Origin of the sequence: Vibrio gigantis (genome assembly GCF_024347515.1) — a bacterium.
GTDB lineage: Bacteria > Pseudomonadota > Gammaproteobacteria > Enterobacterales > Vibrionaceae > Vibrio > Vibrio gigantis.
Genome location: NZ_AP025493.1, coordinates 403,665 through 417,232, shown reverse-complemented (window position 1 = coordinate 417,232; position 13,568 = coordinate 403,665). Strand labels below are relative to the sequence as shown.

General features: G+C 41.1%; 11 protein-coding genes. 5 read left to right on the top strand and 6 right to left on the bottom strand.

The window, feature by feature from the left end; genetic code table 11:
* The first annotated feature begins 523 nt into the window (after nt 1-523).
* The 5 genes from OCV56_RS17965 to OCV56_RS17945 all read left to right on the top strand — a co-directional run bounded on the left by OCV56_RS17965 (nt 524) and on the right by OCV56_RS17945 (nt 8,348).
* The gene (locus OCV56_RS17965) at nt 524-4,159 is read left to right on the top strand and encodes an ATP-binding protein (RefSeq protein ID WP_086714108.1); all 3,636 of its coding nucleotides are present in this window, start codon (nt 524-526) and stop codon (nt 4,157-4,159) included.
* Nucleotides 4,149-5,315, top strand: a complete 1,167-nt coding sequence (locus OCV56_RS17960; RefSeq protein ID WP_086714107.1) for an EAL domain-containing response regulator — start codon at nt 4,149-4,151, stop codon at nt 5,313-5,315. Before OCV56_RS17965 ends, OCV56_RS17960 begins: the two co-directional genes overlap by 11 nt.
* Nucleotides 5,312-5,899, top strand: a complete 588-nt coding sequence (locus OCV56_RS17955) for a response regulator transcription factor (protein ID WP_086714106.1) — start codon at nt 5,312-5,314, stop codon at nt 5,897-5,899. The genes OCV56_RS17960 and OCV56_RS17955 overlap by 4 nt, the downstream gene beginning before the upstream one ends.
* Complete coding sequence (locus OCV56_RS17950) at nt 5,896-7,281, top strand: sensor domain-containing diguanylate cyclase (RefSeq protein WP_086714105.1); 1,386 nt, start codon at nt 5,896-5,898, stop codon at nt 7,279-7,281. Before OCV56_RS17955 ends, OCV56_RS17950 begins: the two co-directional genes overlap by 4 nt.
* Before the next feature lie 182 nt (nt 7,282-7,463).
* Nucleotides 7,464-8,348 (top strand): LysR family transcriptional regulator, encoded by an 885-nt coding sequence (locus OCV56_RS17945; protein ID WP_086714104.1) that lies wholly within the window; start codon nt 7,464-7,466, stop codon nt 8,346-8,348.
* A gap of 116 nt (nt 8,349-8,464) precedes the next feature.
* On the opposite strand, the gene OCV56_RS17940 is transcribed toward OCV56_RS17945, so the two are convergent.
* The 6 genes from OCV56_RS17940 to OCV56_RS17915 all read right to left on the bottom strand — a co-directional run bounded on the left by OCV56_RS17940 (nt 8,465) and on the right by OCV56_RS17915 (nt 13,418).
* A complete protein-coding gene (locus tag OCV56_RS17940) occupies nt 8,465-9,058 on the bottom strand; it encodes a response regulator transcription factor (RefSeq protein ID WP_086714103.1) in 594 nt (197 codons plus the stop codon).
* 172 nt (nt 9,059-9,230) lie between these two features.
* The gene (locus OCV56_RS17935; RefSeq protein ID WP_086714102.1) at nt 9,231-10,853 is read right to left on the bottom strand and encodes a response regulator; all 1,623 of its coding nucleotides are present in this window, start codon (nt 10,851-10,853) and stop codon (nt 9,231-9,233) included.
* 97 nt (nt 10,854-10,950) lie between these two features.
* Nucleotides 10,951-11,301, bottom strand: a complete 351-nt coding sequence (locus tag OCV56_RS17930) for a hypothetical protein (RefSeq protein WP_086714101.1) — start codon at nt 11,299-11,301, stop codon at nt 10,951-10,953.
* 172 nt (nt 11,302-11,473) lie between these two features.
* Nucleotides 11,474-11,791 (bottom strand): c-type cytochrome, encoded by a 318-nt coding sequence (locus OCV56_RS17925; RefSeq protein WP_086714100.1) that lies wholly within the window; start codon nt 11,789-11,791, stop codon nt 11,474-11,476.
* Nucleotides 11,792-11,880: 89 nt separating this feature from the next.
* Nucleotides 11,881-12,885: a low-specificity L-threonine aldolase gene (gene ltaE / locus OCV56_RS17920; RefSeq protein ID WP_086714099.1), complete on the bottom strand. Its 1,005-nt coding sequence runs from the start codon at nt 12,883-12,885 to the stop codon at nt 11,881-11,883.
* A gap of 17 nt (nt 12,886-12,902) precedes the next feature.
* Nucleotides 12,903-13,418, bottom strand: coding sequence for an NUDIX hydrolase (locus OCV56_RS17915; protein WP_086714098.1), 516 nt, complete (start codon nt 13,416-13,418; stop codon nt 12,903-12,905).
* Between the last annotated feature and the right edge of the window lie 150 nt (nt 13,419-13,568).

Here is a 13,568-nt window from a genome sequence, read left to right as displayed (position 1 = left end):
CAGAGTCTAACTGTGTTTGGTAACCGAACTCGAATACCAACGTACCGTCCGGTGAGTCATTACGGGAAGTACCCAGTACAAGCGGTGAGCTCGATCTTCGCCGAAATTAATGTTTACGAGACCTAGGGGGAACACAAGGATATGACTATCACCGCGGTTTGAATCAGAATAAGCTCAGAGGGTACCAAACAGTACCTCGCCACTGAATTCCGACCCATTCAACAGAGTATGTACAGTGTTCCGTTGCGAAAGAAGCATAGTTATGAACGATGAAATCTACATAAGATTTTATAATTTCATACATAACATTGACCAAACTCGAGCTTCAGGTGGACTATTTTGTTCCACGTCAATTTCCCTAACTTAAATTCGTAGTCCTTAGCGGAAAAGATTGTGAGAATTTTCCTACTTATTCATATTAAGTTTTAAATAACAGTAACTTATTTTCACATGCTGGTTGTGCCTAATTTGACAAATTAGATGTCAAGTTTAGGATGTCCGACCTGTTTTTTAGGAAAGTTACATGTTGAATTATAGAAGTACCATCGCCTTTATTGCCATTACTTTGGTCTGTTTTGTCATTCCAGAAACTACTTTCGCATCTGATAAAAGGGACGACAAAATCGTTGTGGGTGTGCTCTCAGATAACCGTCATGATGAGTATGGTAACTTTGAGGCTATTTATGGTATCAGCTTAGATTACCTATCAAATATAAGTCACTTTTTAAATCTAAAATTAGAAATTAAGCATTACCAAAATATCCCTGAACTGCTTGGTGATGTTGAAGCAAATAAAATTGATGGGGCATTAGGTTTTAGCAAAACAGCAGAGCGAGAAAAGAAGTTTTCATTTTCGGCTCCCATTTTTTCTACCACTTTGGCTGTTTGGTACCGAGATGCGTATCTGAAAAACAAAAACCAACAGCAACTGACTTGGGCGTGCGTTAATAAAAGCGTATATTGCCAGCTTGTCGAGAAGCGCGGTGCGCAGCAAATTTATCAAGCTAAGTCACGAGATGACGCATTCGAAGCAGTTCTCCAAGGTAAAGCCGATGCGCTGGTTACTACCTACGTTTCAATTAACGAATATCTCGATCATAAAGATGTGATGAGAGGTGCTGTTGATGTTCCTTCATGGTTACCTGAAGAGAAGATTCGTTTTATTTCCAGTAAAGATAACTTAGAACTAATTAAAGACATCGATTCAATCCTTTTGTGGGAAGTGGAAGGGCGTGGCATACGCTCGGTCGCCTCCAAGAACCCTTACCACGTCAGCGACAAGCTTATCTCGCAATATAAAGCTCACCAAAACGGCAAAGATGTCATCACATACAGCTCAAATGGTGAGGCGTATCCGTTTCTTTTCGAGAACGAAAAACGACAGCTCGATGGTATGCTGGTGGAGTATTTAGCGTTAATTTCTGCAAGAACAGGGTTGGGCTTTAATTATGTCGTCCCTGAGTTGAACCTAGAATCCAGTTACACCTCTTACAACGCTGATATTGTTCCTGTGTTGTATCGCGATAGGACCAAAACTAAGGCTGCCCAGTGGTTAATCACCAAACCATTTATGAACGCGAGCTTTACCAAAGTCACCCATAATAAAGTCAGCACTCCGCCTAAAACAGATAAGCAAGGCATTCTTTTAAGTGTCAGCAAGCAAGGCATTATTAATGTAGGTGAGCGTGAAGACAGAAACATCGCACGCTATCGCGATATGAAAGAGATTCTGGATGACTTAAGAAGTGGTGAGATCTCGGCTGCCTATGTGCCGAACGATATTACGTACTCGATGATTCTGAATGATTCGTCTGAAGGACTTACTTTTAATAAAGACGAGGGCATCACGTATTCAATAGCATTCGCAGTTTCCAAGAAAAATGTCGAGCTCAAGAATGTACTGAACAGCATCATTGATACGGTGAGCGTTGAAGAGATAGAAAAGCTTCGCCGTAACTATCGTAAATTCGATCTGGTCTATGGTTACGACAGCAGTAACGTGAATAAATTTGCGGCTTTGGCATCGGTCGTTTTTGTGACTCTGTCATACCTTGGTTACCTGCTCTTGGTGAATCTGCGCTACAAAGTCAAACTTGCGGAGTTGAATGCAGGTAATGAAGAGAAAGAGAAAATTTGGCTCTCTGAAATCATTCAAGAGATCAACAATATCGTTTTTATTCATAATGATAGGAACGAGATATTACTGAGTAACTGTCCTAAGTTCCAATCGAACGAATGTCAGATATGTACCATGAAGTCTCAAGCAAGCGGAGCTTCATTGGTCGGAAATCAGATTGAGATCAAGACGATTCTTGATGGTGATAACCTCAACGATACTCACTTGGCCGAAGACTGCCGTCTAGATATCTCTCATGTTCACAGAGAGAGTAAAACGATCTCATCATCGAACAGTGATAAGCGCTTTATCCTGACGTCTCTACTTGATGTATCTGCGCAAAAGAAGCGTGAGAACGCGTTAATCAAGGCTGAGAAAGAGGCGAAACTTGCAGTTGAAGCAAGAGAGAACCTGCTCACTACCATGAGCCATGAACTTCGCACGCCCTTATCTGCTGTGCATGGGTTGCTTGACATCATTAAGATCAATGCGGTTAACGATAAAGATAGTCATTTAGTCGACCAAGCTATTCGTTCTCTCGATCACCTAAATAAGCTGGTGGATGGTGTACTTGATTTGTCGAAGATCGAATCGGGTGTGCTGTCTGTCAAAGCTGAAAAGGTCGAACTATTACCGCTTCTTTGCGATGTATTTAGAACCTTTGAACCGATTTCTAAAAGCAACAATCTTAATTACCGTGTTGAGATTCATCCCTTTGCTTATCGATGGGTGATGGTTGATGGCATTCGTGTGTCTCAAATACTCACGAACCTGTTGTCGAATGCCGTGAAGTTCACCTCAGAAGGCGAGATCAGTGTTGTCGTTTCGGCTGTCGATAATCAGTTAATTGTCGAGATAACCGATACCGGTATTGGTATGACTCCAACACAACAACAGCAAGTGTTGAAACCTTTCGTGCAAGCTGATGACAGTATAACAAGACACTATGGTGGAACAGGGCTAGGGCTCAGCATTGTTGATCAACTCCTGCAATGCATGGGTGGTGAACTGCATATTGAGTCTGAGTTGAATCATGGTACGACAATTAATGTTTCTATCCCGTTTGTACGACGTGACGATGATGAGGGCTACTCAATCAGGAGCCTAACGTATGCGCGAGACCTCCCTGACAACTTAAAAGGTTGGTGCAATGAGTGGAAGCTAACAGAAGCTGAAAATACACCGGATCTTAATATCACACAGAATTCGCAATCCAACCTTGTCGGCCTGACAGTTCGCAGAGACCTGAATGACCAAATTACGATTGAACTAGAACAGTTGAAATACCCGGACAGCTTGTTGAATTTGATCGTGAGGCCAGATGAGCACACCGTTAACTTACTGACTCCAGACGCAGTGAGTGATTGGCAATATGGCGATGTTCTTATCGCTGAAGATAACCCAATTAACCAGAGTGTGATGACATTACAAATGAATGAACTCGGCATCAAACCTGTATTTGTTGATACCGGACTTCAAGCATGGGATTACATCAATCACAACTCGATTAAGGTACTGCTTACAGATTTCCACATGCCCGAAATGGATGGTTATGAGTTGGCAAACAAGATCAAAAGCAGTGAACAATTTAAAGATATTGTCGTGATTGGTATCACTGCGGAAGACTCACGAGTAGCGCGTGAGAAAACCAAAGACATAGCGATCGATGACATTCTTTACAAGCCATACAGTGTGTCCAAGTTGTTGGATATTTTGGAGATGCATGCAATGCCTGCTGGCCGTGCTCCCAGTTGGTTAGAACGATTTAAAACAAATGACGCGATCGCGGTTGCCAATGTGTTTATCGATACCATGAGTGAGGATGTCGCGAATTTCGATTTCAATTCACCAACCATCAATCGAACAATTCATCGTGTAAAAGGAGCGTTAAACGCCGTCGGTGCAACGGAAATATCAAAATCGTGCGAAGACGTTGAGTGTTGTGAGCCAAAAGCTAACAAAGAAAAATTAAGGAAGTTGGTCGGGGCCATTGAGTCAGAAATTGAATTTACAAAAGCGTGGTTAAAAGCCAATGAACATTAATCTTAAAATCATGATTGTTGACGATCATCCGATCCACCTGATCTTGTTAAAACAGCTATTAACCAAGTTAGGCTGTGAGGTTACCGTTTTCGATAACGCGTTAGAGGCTTGTGAAAGCGTTACTTCTACAAGTTACGACATCATCTTTTGTGATATTCAAATGCCAGTCCATGACGGAATTGACATGATGTTTATGTTGGACGAAGCGAATTACCAAGGCAATGTTGTGCTGATTAGTTCTGTGGAACTGACGGTGATTTCAGCTATCCGTGCCATGTGTGAAGACTTTCCATTTGATGTGTTGGACATCATTGAAAAGCCTTATAGCCAAAAGTCGATTGAAGATGTACTAGCGATGAGGCTCAAGTCAGTCAACAAAGCTTTTCCTGTGAGAAAGAAGATTGAGGTAACCGACGAAGAGTTTCTGGTGGCATTAGCAACCGGGCAAATACAGAACTACTACCAGCCCAAAGTGGATTTTATCACGGAACATTTGTCTGGCTATGAAGCGCTCGCTCGATGGGTACACCCTGAATACGGCGTGCTAACCCCAGATGTGTTCTTGCCTATTGTGACTCGATGTAAGTTGTCAGCAGAGCTGTTTGATACCGTTTTAAACAATGCACTAGATGACATTAAAATTCGAAATCTGGACAAGAAAATCGCCATTAATGTCGATCAGTTCAACTTAGAAGACAGCGACTTTGCCCAAACTTTTATTACTCGATGCCTAGAGCGAGAGGTGAACCCTTCGGCATTCATTATTGAGATTACAGAGCGTGACACTTACCGTAACAGCGTCTCTTTGTACAAGAACCTTACTAAGCTGAGGGTGAATGATGTCACTGTCTCGATTGATGATTTTGGAACGGGTAATTCGACGTTGGAAAAGTTGGCTCAACTGCCGTTCAACGAAATGAAAATTGACCGTTCGTTTGTCTTTGAAATTAAAGATGACCAAAAGAAAAAGAATATCGTTTTATCAATTTGTGGCTTAGCAAAAAATCTTGGCATTAAGCTTGTCGCTGAAGGGGTGGAAGACCACGAAACTTGGTCTTTGTTGAAGGACTACGGTGTAGAAGTGTGTCAGGGATATTTTGTCTCTAAACCGTTGCCATTAGAACTGGTCACAAAAATAGATATAGATATCAAATGAACTGTTTAATTTTCGATGATCACCCTCTGGTTTGTGTTGCGGTTAAATCACTTGTTGAATCTTCACCTCATATCTCTCAAGTCAGCGTGGCTTCAGAGTTAAAAACTGCCAACGAGCTTGTTCGTACATCGGACATCGACTTACTGATCTTGGATGTAAATTTGAATGATTGCGATGGCTTCGACTTTTATCGTCGTATTAGAGCACATGGGTTCAAAGGGCGAGTAGTGTTCTATTCTGCCGAAACCAGTGCTTACTTCAGCGAAATGGCGTTCAAAGTGGGGGCACATGGTTATGTGTGTAAATCAGAGCATTATAACGTACTCAAAGACGCGATTGTAGCCACTACAAAAGGTTACTCGTTTTTCAAAGAGATTAATGACCCACAAAAGGCAAAACGAACACTTAAGCTTTCCGCTCGTGAAGCGACGGTAGCTAAATTATTGCTTAAGGGAATGACAAATAAAGATGCCGCCGAGTTTCTCTCTATCAGTGAGAAAACAATCAGTACTTACAAAAGAAGGATACTTACCAAGTACAGCGTTGACAGTATTGTCGAGTTGTCGAGAGTGATTGAATTATGACGACTAAACGAATTATCAAGTTAATGCCAAAATTTAAAATGGCGACGATTTCACTGACATTTTCTTCAATGTCGTTTCTCTTGTTTATCATCAGTTTTGGCACGGTAGCAATCAACAATGACATCAAAGAGTTTGATTTAAGCACGTTGCAGTTAGATAGACATAAAGACAACTTAGTTCTGTTGGGTTTGTTTACGGAATCTCAGATTAATCAGACGTCAGATTCGGGTCGTCATGACTTCGACAGCGTTGATGAGATTAACTTTGTTGATAGCATTTATCCTCTTGGTGATCCTGAATTGAATAAGGCCGAAATCGCTGTTAGGCATTTAATGCATCAAATTTCGTTGTATAAAAACCTCGGTGGGATCGACGATAATTTCGTCTATTTTTATCGTTCTTACTCGGGTTCAAAATACATATTCCCAAATAAATTTGAAAACTTCACGCCGTCAGAAGCGCGTCTTTCACGAGATATTTGCCTTGGGAGTGAGGTGTGTTCGATCACCGAGAAAGAATACCAGTTGACGGATAGGGTGATCATATCGCCGCCTCATATTGGGCTTATAAGCCAAAAGGAAATTATTTCGATTGTAACCCCAGTTTATGACGAGGGGGTCATCATTGGTGACTACGTGTTGAACGTGAATATAGAGCTGTATATAAGTGGTGGCTTAGATGTGGGTTACGAGACGATAAACAACATCAATAACGTGGTTGTTACATACCCAGGATACCCATATTCGTATTTGAACTATAGTAAAACCGTGGTTGCAGACAATAAAACCACTTACACGTATCGCTACCCATATTTCAAGTTGGTTATTGATTACTTTTGGGTATTTGTTGTTTTGTTGCTCACTAGCCTTAATTATCTTTTTTATGTCAATAAGGCCAGGATCGCCAAAGACGAATTGGTTGATGCGAAACACTCGGCGTTAAAAGACGAGCTTACAGGGTTATACAACCGTCGAATTTACAACGAGACATCATTCAATCAAGCGGTGCAAGGAAAAGCGTGTTCGGTTATCGCCATCGATGGCGACCGAATTAAAAAGATCAACGATAACCTAGGGCACAGTTGGGGAGATGAAGTGATTCAACACATCGCTCATTCAATGAAAGACGTTTTTCGCCGTGATGACTTCTTGATAAGAGTTGGTGGCGATGAGTTCATCGTTATTATGCCGAATTGCAGTTTTGAAAACGCAAACAAAGCTTCTGAGATTCTAAAAAGGCAAGTGACAGAATCTAAAGTTGCTTTATTGGGATTTGATGTGTCGGTGAGTGTCGGGGTTGCATTTAAAGATGAGAGTGAGTCACTGGAGAGTGTACTTCACAAAGCCGATGAAAAACTTTATGAGCAAAAAGCACAGCGCTAATTGGGTGCTTACTTCACCTAACTTATCGATTTGATGCTTTGTTATGTTAGATGAACGTCATATCTAGCGGCTGGTGGAAAGGATAGCGTCAGCAATGCCTCGCTCCCTTGTATTGACTAAACTTAGATACTAACGTGTACATGTTAGCTAAGTTTATGAATTTACGATGAAGGGTTATTGATGTGAATAAAGATTTAGATCTAAATCTTCTACGTATCTTGGTGTTGTTGGATAAACACCAACAACTTAAGCCAGTGGCTAAGATTCTTGGCAAGAGCGAGGCTTCTATCAGTAAGTATTTGGCTCGCTTAAGAGAACAGCTTGGTGATGAGTTGTTTATTCGACATGCACACCATTTTGAAAGTACAGATTTTCTGAGGAAACAGCTTCCTGTCATTCAAGCTGGATTAGACAGCCTTGAATCTTGTATGGGAACGAGTGCTTTTGACCCACTAACTTATGACAAACCCATCACTATCTCGATGCCCCAAGTTGCACAATATTTTCTGGGTGAACTGATATTGAATGACCTGTTTGAACTTTTTCCGAACGCGCCTATTAGTATCGTGAGCCCCAGTGATCGGCCGATAGAAAGCATCTTAGATGGTAATGTGGACGTGTATATGCACAATTTTAATGAAGATTGTCCGAAGAGTATCTATCAGCTACCTGTTGGTTCACTGCCAGTCGGCATCGTGCTTCCTGATGACATGGAAGCAGACTCGTTAGAAACAGCATTGTCTTTGCCTTTTATTTTCTTAGAACTCAAAGGTTGGAAGGGCTCCAAGCAAGTGGTGCGAATGATTTTAGAGAAGAAAGGATTTGAAATTGAATCTAAGGTCACCGTTGGAGATGTAGGGCTGTTGCTTGGACTGTTAAAACGTCGAAGATGTGCCACCATAATGATGAATTTTGGTCGTTCGATTGAAGGTTTTAAATCGATTGAAATACCAGAATCTTACTATGCGACAGGTCGCCCCAAAATCGCGGCTTACATCAAGCAAACTCACCGTAATAACGCGCTACATCGATTGCTCATTGATGTTATGGAGAAGTACTTAAATTAGGATAACTAGATAACTAGATAACTAGATAACTAGATAGATAGATAGATAGATCATAGCGCTGCAACTGATGAACGGTCAGTCATTTCAGCCAAGTTAAGTTAAAGCGAGCTAAGAGGCTAGAGTGTATAGTTCAGTTGAACCAGTTCGACGATTGAATTGGCTCTGTACTTGCTTAGGATACGTGTTTTATAGGTGCTGATAGTTTTGGCACTTAGAGACAGTTTTTCTGAAATAAGTTTGTTCGAGTGTCCTTGAATTAGATACTGATACACGATCGCTTCTTTGTTAGAGAGCTTTGTGTTCTTGCCATTGCTCTTTTGGTCTGATTTGAACAACGAATAACCTTTCATAATGCTAGATAGGGCGAAGTGAATGGATTCATGGCTTTCGCTCTTACTCAGGAACCCGTTGGCACCTAATGACTGAGCTGCCTCTGACAAGCTTGAGCTATCTAATGAAGAAACAAACAGCAACTTGCCTTCATAACCGTGTGCTTTGATTATTTTAGCGAGGTTCATACCATCGTTGTTTGCTAAGGTCACATCAAGAACAATCAAGTCAATGTTCTGATTTTTTACTAGCTTCAAAATCTTATCGGTATCGGTGGTTTTATGCAGATCTTCAACCTTTAACGAGTCCATCACCAACTCGGTAAGGGCTTCACGATAAAGCGGTTGTTCATCTATGATTAGAACGTTCAGATTTTTCATAAGTCACCTAAAATATTGCTGTGTGACATCCTGTCTCTTTGAGTTTTGAGATTGTGATAAGCAATAATTCTATGTAAAAACAAAGTAGTTAGGGTGAAAATGACATTTTAATATTTTGAAAATCAGGTTGTTTAAGAGCGTTTACTTTATTGCTCTCCTAAAACTAGTGTCATTAATAGGTGGCTCTACCACGGGCTTTATACAAGATTTGATTGTACTTTATACTGTCTAGCTCTTCTTTTGTGTGTAAGTTAACCAATACGTCATTGCATTTGTTTATTTTGATACGAATATCATGCTTGCCTTCATAGGGCGTGCTGAGCAGAGCTGAAAGCTTGATTATTGCTAAACAGGTCTTTTTTGAGTGTGGCAAAAGGTCGTGAATGTCTAAATAATAATCAAGGTGCTTGTCTTTCGTTAAACGATCTGACGATTTCATTAAAACCATCTCTTTACGGATATTACTCAAGTGCTGCTGTGAGGTTTGCAGACGTTCTTTAAAACCATTAAGCATATGGATTTGGCTACGAATAATACTTGGATGTTGGTCTCGATTAATGCTGTCTTCCAACCTTTTGACGAATGTTGGCGTTTCGCTCAAGAAAGAGCACTGTTCTAATAAGAAGCACAGGTGGTAGAAGTCATAAAAGTGGAAATCAGAAGTATAATTCAACGCTTGTTTTATACTCAGTGTTGCCGTCTTTAGGTCGCCTTTGATCAATGCTATGTGGGCAGAAATCAATTTATCCTGCAGAATAAGCTCCGGCGTTTTGCCAATATCGTTGAGAATAGAATTGTACGAAGCAAGCTGCCTTTCAAAGAGATTTATTGAGCCACCAAGTGGTTGTTTGTATAGGAAAGTACGCATGAAGTTAATCTTGGTATAAAATCCACCACGAAATGTATGAATGTTCTTTTCGTAATATCTTTTCATATATGTGAACGCGTCTTGATACGCCTCTGCGGCGATAGACAAATTTGCTATCACCAATTCTCGGTGCGCGCCCGCATCCAGTAGCATCGCTGACTGTTTCAAGTGATCGATCGCGTTGGGTAGGTCGTCTCCAATCGAGTAGATGTTCGACATTTCGTCATGAAAGTAGGGGTTATTTTTCTTTGATTTAACTAGGCTGAGTATCTCTTTTGCTTCTTCCACTTGGTCTGTTTCAATGAGCGTACTAGCAAGACCTGTTTTGATCCAATCTAAGTCATCTTCTTCGAGAAGGCTTTTATACTCCTCCTGAGCTTTATTAAATTGTTTACTTTTCAATAACGCAGAGGCTTTGTATTTTCGGATAATCTTTGAGTATTCAGGGTGAAATGGCTGGAGCTCATCACACTCGCGTACAACACCTGCGAAATCGAATTCAGTTAACTTGTCAAAGATTGGTGCAAGGATAAATTTTCGATTGAGGGCTGAAAATATCCGTTTGATAAAGAACTGTTTATTAAACGGCTTAAGTAGGTAGTCGTCAGGATCAGAGTCCACGATTGAGCGCACGACGTTGTAATCATTCTCGCCCGTGAGGAACATAAAAACCGTGGTCGACTTTAAGATTCGAGCATGCTTGAGCTCTTCCAAAAGCTGATAGCCAGTCAATTGGGTTTGGAAGTTATAGTCACAGATAATAATATCAAACGCGTTCTGACGGCATTGGTGGATCACGTCGAAAGGTTTGTATGCATAAGATATGGACTCAAAGCCGATTTGACGCAAGATTGTGGTTACACTACTTGTAACCAGACGAGAGTCGTCTGCAACCAATACCGTATATTTCTTAATATCTTTATTCATTATTTTAACTGTTCACCAAATTTAGTTAATTGTAACAAAATGGAAATAGCTAAAATTGAAATTGAATTAAAATAGGAAAAGCCCTACATCGATCCAATTAATTTCCTACGTTATTAATTTCTAGCCAATCCTTAACTACATTAACGCTATGTGAAATTAATTTAATAGTGTTGAGGTTTGTTTCTTCGACACTATTATTGCCTAATTGCAATGCTGTCTCTTCCGCTTTAATTTGTTGCTCTAGTGAAAAATGCCCAATTGATGAAAGGCCACCTTTTATACGATGTATGACTTGTAAGGTGGTTGTGCGTTCAGGCTTTGGGCCCATTAGTTGTTCTAAGTCTACGTTCATTACGCTAACGTAAACCTGCGCAAGGTAAGATCTTTGATCGCTAGGGTAGTTACTTAGCCAGTTAGTTTCACGACCAATGTTAAGTTCTTTTTCCATGAAAAAATCTATAGGGGAATGATTTATTCATAGTAACTGCAGATAGGTATGAAGGAAAATAACACTCATCTATTGAATATCTCTAATTTATATATCTAGCGAACGTAGCAGGCAGTGTAATTAACAAAAGGTGGTGGGTTTAATTTATTCACTCTCGGTATGGGATAGTTCGCTACTTGGATAGTGACGCGTAATAGGCAGCAATATCTTTTATATCCTGTTCGGAAAGTCGACTTAATTGAGCCTTCATCATATCGGCATAGGCACCTTCACGTTGGTCGTTCTTATACATTTTCATAGCGTTGAACAAATAGAGTGGATCTTGCCCTTTAAGGTCTGGATAGTTTTGATTCGTGTTGTCGCCAGCGACTGAATGACAAAAGACACAGCTCGGGGATTTCAGCTTACCAAGTTCTGGATCACCAAAGTCGCCTGCGTGAAGTGTAAAAGAGAGGGAAGTAGTTAGTAAGATTATGGACTTGTTGTTCACGTATATACTCCTGTGAAAACAAAAGTATAAAGCTTCCCCTTAGGGGAAGCTCAAGTATTAATTGCTATCAGCGGGTGTTTTTTTTAGCTTTAAAGCACTTTATCTAACTCAGTTAAAAATCGAGAGATATCTTCTGCGCTAATGTCACGGTGAGTCACAAAGCGCACTGGGTTGCCTGGAGACATAGTAATACCTTGTTTACCTAGCTCTCGTGCGATGCGGTTGATATCAACAGACTCATCTAACTTAGCAAATACAATGTTCGTTTGAATGAAATCGGGGTTAACCGAGAAGCCCTTAAGCTTGCTTAGGCCAATGGCTAAATTTTTCGCGTTCTCATGGTCGGCTTTAAGTTGAGCAACGTTCTCAGTCAGCGCCATTTTACCTGCTGCAGCAAGGATGCCTGCTTGGCGCATGCCGCCTCCGACCATTTTACGTAGTCGACGTGCTTTAGTTATATACTCTTTACTACCAAGTAGCAGAGAACCAATCGGAGCCCCCAAACCTTTTGATAAACAAATCGTCATCGAATCGAAGTGTTGTGCGATCTCTTTGATGTGCACGTCTAGTGCCACTGCTGCGTTATATACTCGTGCGCCATCTAGGTGCATTTGTAAACCGTGTTGGTTTACGAAATCACGAGCTTCCGCTAGGTAAGACATTGGCAGTACTTTGCCGTTAATCGTGTTTTCTAAGCTTAGGAGTTTAGTGCGAGCGAAGTGGCTGTCGTCAGGCTTAATAGCAGCAGCAAGCTTTTTGAAATCAAGAGTGCCATCTGGGTTATTTTCGATTGGTTGAGGTTGAATCGAGCCCAAGACAGCTGCGCCGCCAGCTTCGTATTTGTAGTTGTGCGCTTGCTGGCCACAAAGGTACTCATCACCACGTTCACAATGCGCCATTAGTCCAAGTAAATTGGCTTGCGTACCTGAAGAGGTAAACATAGCGGCTTCAAACCCTGCTTCATTGGCAGCCCACTGCTCAAGCTCGTTTACGGTTGGGTCATCACCATATACATCATCACCGACTTCTGCGTTTGCCATTACATCGCGCATAGCTTGTGAGGGTTTAGTTACGGTATCAGAACGAAAGTCCATGTTTCTCTCCTAGAGTGTTATAGGTAGCCGCAGAGTTGGGCTTTACTTAAACAAGCGATAGTTTTTGTATCGGTGATTTGATCGTGTCGTATTTTATCTTGCAGCTCTTCTAAGCTCAGTTCGATCACTTCTATGACTTCATCTTCATCACATTCAAAGCGGGTAGTGAGGCTTAAGTCTTTTGCGACGAACAAATGCTGAATCTCATCGCAGAAACCGGCCAAAGGCGTGACTTGCCCTAAACTCTGAAAAGAAGTTGCACTGTAACCGGTTTCTTCTTCTAACTCTCGCTGAGCACATTGAAGAGGAGTTTCGTCGACTTCGACCGTGCCTGCGGGCAGCTCTAGGAGCCATTTTTTAAGAGAAGGGCGAAACTGGTTAATGAGGATGATTTTTCCAGACGAAGTGATAGGAAGAATAACTGCCGCACCAGGGTGGTGTATTGTTGTATGTTTTACCACGACGTTCGTAGGGAGCGTCACGTTCTCTTCTATGAGAGAAATACTTTTCCATTGATGGATAACTTTATTCATGCAGTCTGGCCACATTCCTTGCCAATTTTTCGTATAACTGAAGACGTACACCACCATAACGTCTATGGTGTCGAAAATAAAAGAAAAATTAGGCTTAATAATGGATTTAGTTTCACACCGTTCGTGATGTTACTCTCATATTTGGAATCT

What these genes read in the sequence shown, in the direction of transcription:
- OCV56_RS17955 (WP_086714106.1), top strand. Translation starts at nt 5,312, where the DNA reads ATGAACTGTTTAATTTTCGATGATCACCCTCTGGTTTGTGTTGCGGTT.
- OCV56_RS17960 (WP_086714107.1), top strand. Translation starts at nt 4,149, where the DNA reads ATGAACATTAATCTTAAAATCATGATTGTTGACGATCATCCGATCCAC.
- OCV56_RS17935 (WP_086714102.1), bottom strand. Translation starts at nt 10,853, where the DNA reads ATGAATAAAGATATTAAGAAATATACGGTATTGGTTGCAGACGACTCT.
- OCV56_RS17950 (WP_086714105.1), top strand. Translation starts at nt 5,896, where the DNA reads ATGACGACTAAACGAATTATCAAGTTAATGCCAAAATTTAAAATGGCG.
- OCV56_RS17930 (WP_086714101.1), bottom strand. Translation starts at nt 11,301, where the DNA reads ATGGAAAAAGAACTTAACATTGGTCGTGAAACTAACTGGCTAAGTAAC.
- OCV56_RS17965 (WP_086714108.1), top strand. Translation starts at nt 524, where the DNA reads ATGTTGAATTATAGAAGTACCATCGCCTTTATTGCCATTACTTTGGTC.
- ltaE (WP_086714099.1), bottom strand. Translation starts at nt 12,885, where the DNA reads ATGGACTTTCGTTCTGATACCGTAACTAAACCCTCACAAGCTATGCGC.
- OCV56_RS17915 (WP_086714098.1), bottom strand. Translation starts at nt 13,418, where the DNA reads ATGAATAAAGTTATCCATCAATGGAAAAGTATTTCTCTCATAGAAGAG.
- OCV56_RS17940 (WP_086714103.1), bottom strand. Translation starts at nt 9,058, where the DNA reads ATGAAAAATCTGAACGTTCTAATCATAGATGAACAACCGCTTTATCGT.